A 12,916-nucleotide genomic window follows, 5' to 3' on the forward strand; every position below is an offset into this window, starting at 1 on the left:
AGATAGTGTAGTAGTGATTAATATTGAGCAAGACCAGTTAATTATTAGACTTGCAATGCAGGTCTAGAGATTAGAAAAAAATAGCTCCCCCACAGAGAACAGAGGAGCTACGGTAATTAAACAATAATTAATTCACCAGAATAATCAAAAGCCATATTTTTTATATAATGTCGAGTATCAGTACTCACTGAATGCCGCAAATATTCATAAAAAGTCTTATTTGTTGATTTTATCATTTCTTGATTTTCATCATAGTGATAAACCAGATCTACGTTATCTGAATCAGTTAATAAAAAAAAGTACTGAGTTTCACTTTCAAATGAAAATATAAATGGTTTCTGTTTAACTAATTCCCATTGTTGCAATGAACATAGATCTTCACAAAAAGAATATTGAAAAAGAATATGTGAGCGAACGCCGTTATTCTGCCTATAGAACATCAAAGGGTCATCCCCAAAAAAACCACCACTACACCGCCCCATACACAGTAAAAAATCATATAATTGTCCTTTCACCTTGATATCATAAAGGCGTTCAATTTTCTTAATTTCATCCACTGAATAGCCTTTTATATAATTAATATCAATTAATAATTCAGGATAAGCTGAATGCAGGTAATTTATCAGTTCTTGATTTATCATGGTCTTTTTCCTGTTGTTCCCTGATACATTTGTATATTGAAGTTTTCTCCCATTTCTTCAGCAAATTTAACACCTGAACCATTACAACCATTACACATACCAGGTTTTATTTTAGAAGTGTTCTCAACAGATATTTTCACATCCACTTTTTGCCCTGAGTAATTATCTTTCATATAGCTAAATAATTTATGCTCCGCATGATTATAGTTAGTTTGTGTTGTGGATGATGGATAATTACGAATACTTTGAGAGTCTTCTAAGATCACTTTATAATTAATACCATTAATATTAACAGACGTAGGCGCATTTCCTTTCCAAGATTTACCACTAACCGCTAATACATACTCTGTTTTGCCATTCACTGCAATAGATCCTGTTGCGATAGAGATATTATCAACCTTATTACCCTTTATATATATACCTAATTTCCCTCGAATTTCAGTAACATTTAAAGCATTATCATCAATTTTAGACAAATCATTAACTTTGTAATTAGGAAGAATATCATTGCCTTTTATTGCATTTTTTCCCTTTCCAACAAGTGTTAAAATCGCCTTAGCCGCTACATACTGAGCCACCTTTGCTTCACTTGTCGGCACACCGCTGGCTACGATTGACGCTGCTTTTTCTAACGTCATGTCCCCTTTTGATATGACCGCTTCCAGCGGCATCCCAAAGAAATTACCCCATGCAACAATCAATCCTTCCGCTGCATTCTGTCCTTCTGGAATTTGGCCTTTAGCATATAGTGAAAATGCGTCGCTTATCTCATCCGGCGAAGCTCCACTTTTAACCATCGTCGCACCGATAGTTACTTGCTCCTGCCCGTTATGCATCATACCCGGTGTGAAAAAACCACCCCAGCCTTGTGCCAGCGAATTATTCTCCACCTCAACCCGAGCCGCATTACCTCCACTGGCGATTGACAGTCCATCACCACCGGCCATACCGCCTGCCGCTGAACCCAACATCGTGACCAGATTGCTAATCAGCGTCTTCTCATCGCCAACCAACTCTGAGGCAGGTTTTCCATAAAACGCTTGCGCCAGCACATCTGAACTCGCGGCAGCAACCAGTCCACCCACCGCTGCTGCCCCCGGGTTCACACCCTGTGCTGAAGCCAACGCGCCAGAAACAATGGCATGTAACGCAATACGCGCCGCGTCATTACCTTTGGTCGCATCTTTTACCAGTGCCGCCATATAAGGCGCTGAGCCCGCGGCAAGACCACCGGTGACATTACCGCCCAATACGCCCGCCAGTAATCCGGTTGCCGCCGAACCATGGGTCCAAAACTCACTGCCAACGCCGTACTGTTTATCCACCTCTTTATACTTATTTGAGGCGGCAATCTTATCGTTGATATCATTCTCTGACAGACCGTTCAGCTCGCCGTTAGCCGCCATTTCAGCCCGAATTTGCTCTTTAGCCTCATTCAGCTTACTTTGCTTATAGGCATCCATGGCCTGAGTACCCAGCGCTACCGCCTCTTTCTGGATAGTCAGCTTGTCCTTTATTTTGTCCTTATCAAAGTTATTATCCAACGCCTGATGCGCATTGTCCGTATCACGGCTCAGGCCAGCAATATCCTGCTGCTGGTTATCTTGGTCACGGATAATAATATCCCCGGCAGCAATTGCACTGTTAGTTGTGCTGCTGTTTTTATCCGACACTTTACCCATTGACGTTGTCGGCATCGCTGGCGTATTGGCGGTATAACTATCGCTATTTTTATCATACTGAGTTCCGGCTGATACGCTCGCGCCATACTGCTTACCCGCCCATTCCGATTGATTCTCAATATCCTTCCAACCTAATGTGCCAGTACTGATACGGTTTTTATCCGCATCGGCTTCAGAGGCAATAACTGCACCGTCCAGCTGAGTATGTTTACCCACATTGATATCAAAACCGCTGGAACCAGCAAAAATACCGCTCTGATCGCGCACTGCATCATAATCATTGGTGATTTTCTCACCGCTGAAGTTAGCACTTCCCTGAGCACCTGGTGCCCCCCAACAAATCGGCGGTACACAAATACTGACATTGACACCGCTGGAGGTCTGCTTACTGTCATATTTTGCGCTGTCTTGCTGGCTGCTAATGGTCAGATCGCGCCCAACGTTAGCGATCACTCGCTCGCCGGACAACTCCGCCCCCTTAAGGGTGGTATCACGGCCGCTGGTGACGCTTAAGGTTTCATCCGCCTGAATCTGACTATTATGATTAGTTAGCGAGCTGCCATTTTCTTTGCCTTTGTACTGGCTGGCACCGATCTCAATAGTAAAGCCATTTTGAGTACCACCAAAACCGGCACCCACACCGATACTCTGTTGATTTCCTGAGTTACTGCTTTCCAGCTTGTCTTTGTCCTGAGCGGCGATCAATGCGATATCCTGACCGGCATTCAGAATCACATTCTTCCCGTGAATATCCACGCCTTTACCGCGAATATCCTCAGTCGCATTAATATTGACTGTTTCCTTCGCTTTCAGGGTACTTCCCTGCTGCTGCTGGCTTTCATATTTCTGCTGTTGTTGAGAACTTCCTGCCGTGGCGCTAACCGTCACCTTCACCGCCGACGGATTCATATTGGACTGAATTGTTTGTGAAGCGATATTCAACGCTGCTTGAGCGCCATAAATAGCGGTCAAGCGTGGATCGCGCCCATCCTCCGCTGACTGGGCCGCCTTCTCAATCGCTTGAGCAGCGGCTACCGCATAACCTGATGTGGAAGCGGTAACACCATACTGCGTTGAGCTGGAACGATTTTCATGCAGTGAGCTGTCTTCACTGACATCCATCAGCACGTTTTTACCGCTCAGATTGATCGATTTACCCGCGCTAACGTCAGCACCATTAAGCACCACATCTTGGCCCGCCTGTAGCGTCACATTGCCACTACCGCTGGTCAGCTGACTGCGAACCGTACTTTGTTGAGTGCTCTCATCAAGTCGGGAGTGATTCTCTTTACGCCAGCCTGCGGTGCCGCTATAACCATCACCGCCTAATTCACCAACGGTGGTGCGGCTACCGGTTTCATGTTGACGCACGGTATTACTACCGGAACTCACCCGGATATCACCTTGCTTGGCGGTCAGCATCAAATCATTGACGGAGGTCAGCGCACTGCCGGCAACATCAATGCTGCCTTCTTTGCTATTGATATAAATATCCTGACCGGTCAGAACGGAAGGATTTTGAGCAGTAACCTGTTTATCACCTTTACTTTGCGACTTATCCATACCAACAGGTAATACGCTGGAACCGTGATTTGGCCCGCCCCCCATAGCTCGGGTCACTGACCCTAGGGTCGGCGTGGCATCCGTCACGCTCCAACTACTGCTGCTTGATTTACTGGTACTGTTCTGACTATCGGTTGAAGGGGCAATCACCACATCGCGCTTAGCATCAATGATAATTGACTCACCAGCACCTAACCGACTGCCGCTAATCACCACATCACCATGGGTAAGCTTACCGTCAGCTAAACGACTGTCATTGCCGGTGGCATTAAGCTGAATATTGCCGGCCGCATTGACGTTGCTACCGCTTTGATATTCTCCGTGGGTGGTGGTTTCACTCTTGCTGGATGAACGTCCGTAACTTGTCGGAAGCTGAGTCGGGTTAAACCAATCCGCTCCCGTGGCCGCCGCTTCATTTAATACATTTTTGGTTTTCTGTACCCCACCATCGTCGGACTTGCCGATATCACGGAAGTTACGCACGCTATTAATTAGCGGGTCCGAAATGGAAATACCGATACCGCTACTTTTCGATGAGTGAGTAGTTTTTTGATCCACCACATCCCTACCGGGGAGAATGGCAATATCTTGCGCGGTAACATCAATATGCCCCGTCGCACGAGAGGTATCACCCACGGCACGCCCGGCAACAATATCACTGCCACTGATGGTGGCGGTGTTTCCGGCAGAAATAACCACGTTACCGCCGGAGGTGCCGACCATACTGCGAGCATCACTTTGATTAACTTGCGCACCGTCAAACGTCGATTTAGTCGACTGGGAACCAATCGTGACGCCTAAACCACCGCCGCTAAACATGCCGCTCTTTTTCACTTCTTTCAGACGATAAGTGGACTGTTCCTCAGTAGCCGCAACGATATTGACGTTATTCCCCGCCGCCAGTGCAACATTCCCTTCACCAGCCACCGATGAACCCTGTACGGTTAAATCATGACCGGCAGACAGGGTGATATTATTGCCGCTCAGCACCGATCCCTTTTCATGGGTGCTATAGTCTTGCTCAACAATACGGGTTGTCTTTTTGGAGAAGGTTTTCTTTTTAACTTTGGTTTCTTTAAAGAAGCGATAATCGCTTTCCGTGGCGCTGCTCAGATCAATATCACGACCTGCATACAGCTTCAGATCGCCTTCCGCCTGAACCTCAGCGGCCTGAGCCTTGATATCACGCCCGGCAACAATTTGTGTATTTTTGCCGCTGCTAATCTCCGTACCTTGCTGGCGAACCGACTCATCAATCTGCTGTTTGCGTTTACCGTGAGTTTCCTGATAAACCCGACTTTGGGCGGTCGTCAGATTGACATCTCGCCCGGCAACAAGTGAAGCATTACCTTTCGCGTCCACTTCCGCCGCTTGCGCGTTGATATCACGTCCTGCGGCGATGGTAAGATTATCACCGCTTTGTAGTGTGCTACTGAGTGCACCTTCGATTTGCGTTTTATTCTTACCTTTCTGAATAGACTGGCTTTGCCGAGCCACTTCAATATTGACATCATTCCCTGCGGATAGCGTTAAGTTCCCCTTATCAGAGGTGACTTCTGCTGCATGAATGGTTATGTCTTTACCAGCGGTTAAATTCAATGCCCCCTCAGACTGGATGGAGGCAATATTACCGACTTCAGTCTTTGAAAAACCAATAGTTTGTTGGTTATATAATAACCCTCTTCCACTATAGGTATTGCCTGAGGCTCCCCACTGCTGGGTTTCCGTTCGATTAACGATATTACCATCAACACTTTCTATCTCAACCTGCTGTCCACGGATGGTTGAGCCTATATTGTTAATATCGCCCATAGCCATCATAGATAACGCACCACCCGCTTTTATTTGCCCGGCGTTAACGTTATCGATGGTGCTTTGGCTATCAATAAGCAGCGAGTTATCCGCCAAAATGCTGCTGTTACGGTTAACAAGTCGTCCACCGTCCAGCTCGACATGGCTACCTTTAATCACGCTGCCATCAAGGGATGTGACATCGTTTTTCGCCAGATACAGTTTAGGGGCTAATACCGTCTGTCCGTTCACCGTAACCGGTTCCCACCAAACGATACTTTTATTTAGCTGAGCCACCTGCTGCGGAGTCAGGCCAATGCCAAATGTCAGATTCAGGCCAGCCTGAGCATCCGCTGCATTATCAATCAGGTATTGCATCTGAGCTAAATCAGAACCAACGCCATTGATATAACGGTTACCGGTTTGTTTAATTAACGCATCGCTAATATAGCGAGTATCAAACGCCGCATCGCCAAGGAAACGATAATTGAGGTCAGGGTTTAAGCCTAAACGATCAAGAAAATAGGCCGATCCCAGAAATTTATTTTTATCGGTAAAACGACTATCCGTTTCACGCGGTGCAGACCCCGGCTGACGGCCTAACAGCGCATAGAGATCGTTAAACAGGCCATTATTCAGTCCACCTAAACCATCCAGTTTCGGATTGGTGGTAATTAAATAAGGACTATCCGGATCAGAATTTTGCACAAACAGACCATTTAAACCATCAGGTAGTGCAATATTATTTTGTCCGCTTAGCGTAGGCGCATTCAGCGTATGGTTGATATTGCCTGCATTGGCAACTGCGGTGGTATTGCTGATATCGTTATTAAAACTGGCTTGTAGAGTACCGCCTGCTTGAATGGTTGAGCGATAGAGTTCGGAGTCACCGCTGCGTTCAAAGCGGCGCTCGCCGGTGGCAGTGTATGACACTGAGCTATTATCGAAAAAAATTTGCTCCTCACGCTCTTTGTCGTAATAGTAAACCGAGCCATTCATGTCAATTGACGCTGCGTCTGGCAGCCACTCCCACTCATAAAAAGAATAGCCACGGGAATGGGTATAGCTTTGATACTGAGTTTCCGTACCACTGAACCAAGATTGGTTATTAAGTATGTTACCAGATAAGAAAATATCTCGATTAGCCAGAATATTGCTGGCGTGGTTATCCAATAAACCTGTTGAGATAAATAAATCACGTCCAGAAGCTATTCTGGCAGATTTTCCATTACTCGTTACTCCCACAGTTGAAATAAAAACGGGTAATTCTTTTGTTTCAGAGCCGAGTAACGGCGCCATGTAATAAAAATATCTATCATTAAACCCACCATTCCCATTCGAACCTGGATCAAAATGGTATCGGTATACTCCCACCTCATTTTTATCTAAATCACGCAACGGAATATTAGCTTCTGAAGCACTTAACCATTTATATTCCTTAGTTAAATCGCGATCTGATTGAACTATCGATAATCCATTCTGTTCATTCAATAATCTAGCCGTATTTATCGTAATATCGCCATTAATTGTCTCAATAGTACCCGAACTATTAAGCACTAAACTGTTGGCATGACCCGCAGCATCCTTCTGCATCCACAAACTCTTACCCGCCAGAATATCGCCTTTAATATTACTGATACTGTTGGCGAACAACCGCATATCACCCGCGGCATATAGCAGTGCGCTATTGGTAATGGCATTAGCCGCGCTGAGCTGCAAATCACCACCCGCACCGGTAAAACCATCATGGGTAATTGAATCGCCGCTGGTGAGCTGAATATCACCTGCGGACTGTAAATGGCTGTTGGCAGTCAGGCGAATATCCGCAGCATTCACGCTTAAGGTGCCTTCTCCTGCCGTTATCTTGCCCTGATTGGTAAACAACCCACCACTGGTAACGCTAACCTCTTTACCTTGCAGCGTACCGGCTTGGCTGATGGTGCCAGCACTACTCAGCGCTAGCGCATTACCTGCCGCAATCGTGCCGCCTTGCACAAAATTCTGCTGCAAGTGAATAACCAAGTCAGATAGCGCCAACATTTGCCCTGAATGGCTGAGAGAATCACTGGTTAAGTCCAGACTACCGGCGCTAAACAGCTTGCCGCTGCTCTGGTTGTTAACCTGCTTGGCATTAACCGAAAGCTGGTCGAGGGCTAATACCGTGCCGCTATTGGTTAGCCCTTGTCCGTTAATCTTGACCGTCTGACCTTGCAGTGTGCCCTGTTGGTTAATCTCAGTACCGGTTAATGACAGCGTGCCGTCAGACTTCAGTATGCCTTGTTGATTGATAGCCGTACCCGTCAAGGTCAGGCTATCACCCGCCGTCAATACGCCCTGTAGCTGTGCGTTTTCACTGGCGTTAAGGGACAAACCTGCGTAAGCCTGGATCTGAGCACTGGCTAACGTGGTAAATAATGGGGAATCAATCGACAGTGAGCCATTAGACGAGACTAAACCACCCAGCGTCATACTCGATGCCATCAGCCCAATATGTTTATCACTGAGTAAACGACTGCCTTGTACAGTATTCAGCGCCTGAGCATTAAGTGACATAGCCTGTTGTGCATGTAGCAAACCGGCAATATCCGCACGACCAACCTGTAGACTCAGGCTGCCATCACTAAGTACAGAACCGCTTTGCTCAACCTTCAGCCAGTCATTAGCGGTTAATGTCAGCGTCTGCTGAGAACCGATACTGCCGGAAAGTGAAACTCCGTTGCCAGTTAAGGTGAATAAGCCACCGGATAATAACGCTCCGCTATTATCCACCGTTTCAGCCGTTATAGACTGCGTACCTAGCGACTGAATACGGCCCTGATTATTCACTCCGCTAGCGGTAATAACGTTATTACCATTAGTGGCAATGAGTCCCTGATTATCAAGTTTCCCTGCTGATATCGTGGTGAGGTAACCTGAATTTATTTCACCCAGATTATTGAGCCTCTCATTGGCCCGGATATTCAAGCTCTGCTGAGCAGAAACGTTGGACTTTGCACCAACTTGAATATTATTCGCATCCAATGCCATATCCTGTCCGGCACTAACCTGACCATCGAGCAACAGTTGGGAACCTGTCAGGCTAACGCCGGTGGTTCCCATCAGGCGCGAAGCGCTATCCTGCTGTAGCACCTGACGGCTTTTTGCCGTCACCTGTGCCGCAGATAACTGGCTGTTACTCCACTGCTGGCTATCCGCCTCTAATTGCAGGGTGCCACTCTTGCCCACAATGCTCTGAGCATCAACCCCGGCGGCAACTACGCTATCACTGAGCGTTAATTGCCCCTGGCTATTCAGTGCCACATGTTTACCGGATGAGATAACGCTATTTTTGACTTTGGTCTGGCCTTTACTGCTTAAACGGATATCACCGCTCGCCTTATGGTTACCGGTTAAAGCTAATTCATCAGCACTGGCGGTTATCGCTCCCTGAGCTAATGTGCTACTCAGCGTCAGCTTACCGTTAACATCCAACTGAACATCACCCTGCCGAGCATTCAGATTGCCGAGGTTAACCCCCACGCCTTTATCGCTGGAAACCAGATGAATACGATTGGCATACATGCCGCCCAATGAACCGGTATCTACAGCAATTCTTGGCGTGCTGTCGGTTCCGGCAATCGGCGTCACTGAACCATCATTCCCAACCCGATTACTTCCGGCAATCACGGTCAAATCCTGAGCGTGCAATCCGGCATTAATCTCAGTGGCACGGGAAATAATCGCCACCGAGCTACTTTGGCTGGCATCCAGCCCCTGACCATTGATAGTAATCGAGCCCTGAGTAACGGATAGCGCTTCAAGATTCCCCTGAGCATCCATCACCGGTTTACCAGTGGTTAACGTGACGTTGGGTGTATTAATAAAGCCGCAACCATCGCAGGTAATCCCATAAGGGTTGGCCACCATAACGTTGGCTTGTTTACCCGCCACTTCGGTATAGCCCTGAAGCTGTGAGCGATTTGCTCCTACCACTTCATTGATAATCGCCTGTGCTTCCCGTCCGGCTTTTAGGTTAGGGTTGTTCTGGATGATGCCGCCGAGCTGAGTCTGATTAAGCGCACCGGTCGCGTTATTCAGTATCAGCCCCTCTTTGCCCACGTTAAACTCATGATATTGGTTGTGGGAAATGCCCTGTTGATTTGGCGTAGCGATATTCACCACCGGTACACCGTTAGCGGCCTGCTCAGTTGTCGTATTCCCGCCCGCCACACTGACACCGGCAGCAACAGCAGGCAGTACCGGTTGTACCGCAAGTAGCCCACTGATCAGGTAGCTGAGTAAACGTCTGGAAGTATTAACCGGCAACGATGTCATATTATTGTTCATGATGATTAATCCCTTAGAATATCAATCCGATGCGGTAATACATTGATAGTGAATCAGACTTAAGCCAGTCAGGAGAACTCAATGGTTTTCCCACCGTAAAGCTGCTGTAGTAATGATTATTGTTAGTCGTGAGCCCGATAGCACTTCCCCAGAGCGTACCTGAGGCGTAAGGATCCAGACTGTCGTGATGTAGATAACCGCCGTCGACGGCAGCGATGGTATTAATATTGCCCAGCACAGGCAGAGTGGTCAGATTCCAGCTAATTTCATTACGCAAATAACCACCGCTGTCGCCCGCCAGATACTGTTCTTTAAACCCTCTGACAGAACTCTCACCACCGATAGTCAGGCGTTCAGAGCCATACAGCCGATCCGACGTCCACTGCCCGTACAGACTACTCAACCAAGTGACTTTCTCCGACAGCGGGAAATAGTAACTACCCGACACGTTCCACTTAGAAAACCCCGCCTTCGGCGCACCAAATACTTTACCGCGATCGTCTTCAGCCCCTAACCACGGCACACCATGGCTATAGGTCGGATTCAATGTTGCAAACCCTCCCCATACTTTCTGACTATGGTTCACACCAACGCTCACGCTAGAAAGTTTGCGACTGCTACTTTGTAGCAAAATATCATTTAAATAATTTCGACTAATACGATGGGTAATACCCAGAGAAAGCCCTGACTTAATATCACTGTCCCGATATAACACCCATGAACTATTTAAACGGTGGGTTTGAGTGTTACCGCGAGAACGCCAGTAAAAACCGCGGTTTTCAATACTGCTCAGGTAATCGCTATATGAGTAGTTATAATCCAGCAGACCATAACCATAGGGAATGCTGATACCTGTTTGTATACTTTGGGCATCGTGGCTGTTGGATAAGTCGCTACTTTTCGCACCGGCAACAAACCATTTATCCGCCAACCCCACTAAATTATTACCGGTGATAGAGGCATTTACCTGCCCGGTACCGGTGCTTTTTTGCCCACTATTGTCAAATCCTACGTTTAGCAACAGTGGAAATTCCGGCGTCGCTGTCAGATTAACAATAGAAAGCCCCTGCTCACTACCGGGTAAAATTTCAATTTGTACCGGTACGTTACGCACCCGATTAATCTGCTCCATCCCTTGTTCAATATCGCGCAGATTTAAAATACCGCCGGTTAAATGCGGAAAAGCCATTTTAATTTCAGACGTCACTTTCCCTTCAAGGTAAATCGCCTCGAGCTTGCCTTCTAACACCACAATATTCAGCGTGCCTGACGAGAGATCCTGTTCGGTTAAAAAAGCCCGGCTGGTGATATATCCTCGACTGATATACCAATCGGAGACCTTTTCAACTAACTGTGAAATTTGATTAATGCCGCTACATTGGTTGAGATAGGGTTGTATTAGCTTCTGCTTTGCGCTTTCTGATAATAATGAAGCCCGTTCAATATTAATCTGAGAAAGTGTAAAACAGGGTCCCTGAACCTTCTGAGAAGAGGATTGAGCCTGTTGGCGAATGCGTATATTTCGCTCCAAATCCTCTCGCTGCTGTTGGTTTTGCAACAAAATATCCCGTTGCTGCTGTTGATTATCTTCCCGTTCAGCAGGATTAAGCGGAGCGCAAGATAAATGCGCCGAATAGGCCAATAAACAAACCACTGCAACAAAAGGCAGCGTTCTTTTCATGGTCTCTAATAAACCACAAAAACCGATATTAAAATCGACTGATTTTCCACACAATATTTTTTTCATTACCAATCCATAGGTATTAATAAAACGAAACCATTCAATTCATCAAGGTTTAATAGAAAAATTTAAAATAAAAATTTAAAATTAATAAGCATTATTCTGAAAGTATAGAGGTATTTTATGACATTTATAACCTAGTAAAAATACCTGTTTAAATCAATAATTTTCCTAATACCCCAAAGAGGGTATATTGAATTTAAGTTATTAATATAAAATTAAAAATAAAGAAAAATAAAAAGAAACAACAGGTAGGGACAGTAAACAATCCACTGAAATTATATTTTTAAAACAAACTAATTGGCAATATTATCAGAAGATAGAAACGCTTATTAAGCAACATTAATTGCTGCGTATAAATATAAATACAGAATATCGTTATAAATAATTTTCAGTCATTTAATAAGAATCAACCATGCTTATTTCCCCATTATTAGCAGGGAAATATCTGGAGACGTTAGAGGCTTTTCACGATCGGCAATGATTCTGATCTCTTTGAAGGGAAGATTAAGCACATAACAACTGACGCGAATTATCGGCCATCAGCAAAAACGATTAAGACTAATGGTGGCCGTGGTTGACTATAGAGAAATGGTTTTATAACAGAAGACACAGCATCAGGTCGTTCTGCCAGTATGGCCGGTTTATCTCGCCACACTAACAGAATACCCAATCTCATTAATCGTTATCAGTTCGGGCAGCGATATACCTGACCGCTGACTTTACTGTCTAACGGCACAAAATCCGACAAAAAGCTCGGGCCTTGGCCAGAGACACCGTAGAGTACATTGCCACCCATGGCTGCCGCTTTGTTGCGTAGCTCGTTAGTCGCACTGCTCACTGAATCATATTCACTGTTAGCACCGGATAACCAGTTACTCTGGCTTCCCTCTGCTGAACCCAGTAACTGACACTCGGCACCGGGCTTATCATCAACCAATCTAACCTGCTGACCGGCACCGCTTAATGGATTTGAACTGGAACACCCTGCCAGCAGTAACGTTGCAGCCGCAAGGCCTAAGAACAATTTATTCTGCATGTTTCCCCCACATCATATTGAGAATTCCACTCACGTTAACAAAAATCTGAAAAAAGCTTTAGGTATTCACTGCTACCGTTAATCAACATTATGATTCGCTATTAACTAACAATAGCATCAGCTTACTCCATTA

General features: G+C 45.9%; 4 protein-coding genes. All 4 read right to left on the bottom strand.

Features of this window, described 5'->3' with window-relative positions; translation table 11 throughout:
• Positions 1-116 precede the first annotated feature (116 nt).
• On the bottom strand, positions 117-641 hold the full coding sequence (locus BMZ28_RS14730) for a hypothetical protein (RefSeq protein WP_232036573.1): 525 nt from the start codon (positions 639-641) through the stop codon (positions 117-119).
• Positions 638-10,003: a hemagglutinin repeat-containing protein gene (locus tag BMZ28_RS14735; RefSeq protein WP_074824325.1), complete on the bottom strand. Its 9,366-nt coding sequence runs from the start codon at positions 10,001-10,003 to the stop codon at positions 638-640. The genes BMZ28_RS14730 and BMZ28_RS14735 overlap by 4 nt, the downstream gene beginning before the upstream one ends.
• Positions 10,004-10,016: 13 nt before the next feature.
• Positions 10,017-11,684 carry a ShlB/FhaC/HecB family hemolysin secretion/activation protein gene (locus BMZ28_RS14740; protein WP_074824415.1) on the bottom strand — a complete coding sequence of 556 codons (1,668 nt, stop codon included), beginning with the start codon at positions 11,682-11,684 and terminating at the stop codon, positions 10,017-10,019.
• A 748-nt stretch (positions 11,685-12,432) separates the two neighbouring features.
• Positions 12,433-12,783 carry a DUF4156 domain-containing protein gene (locus BMZ28_RS14745; RefSeq protein WP_074824329.1) on the bottom strand — a complete coding sequence of 117 codons (351 nt, stop codon included), beginning with the start codon at positions 12,781-12,783 and terminating at the stop codon, positions 12,433-12,435.
• Positions 12,784-12,916: the final 133 nt, after the last annotated feature.

This window comes from Pragia fontium DSM 5563 = ATCC 49100, from assembly GCF_900112475.1.
In the GTDB taxonomy this organism is placed as follows: domain Bacteria; phylum Pseudomonadota; class Gammaproteobacteria; order Enterobacterales; family Enterobacteriaceae; genus Pragia; species Pragia fontium.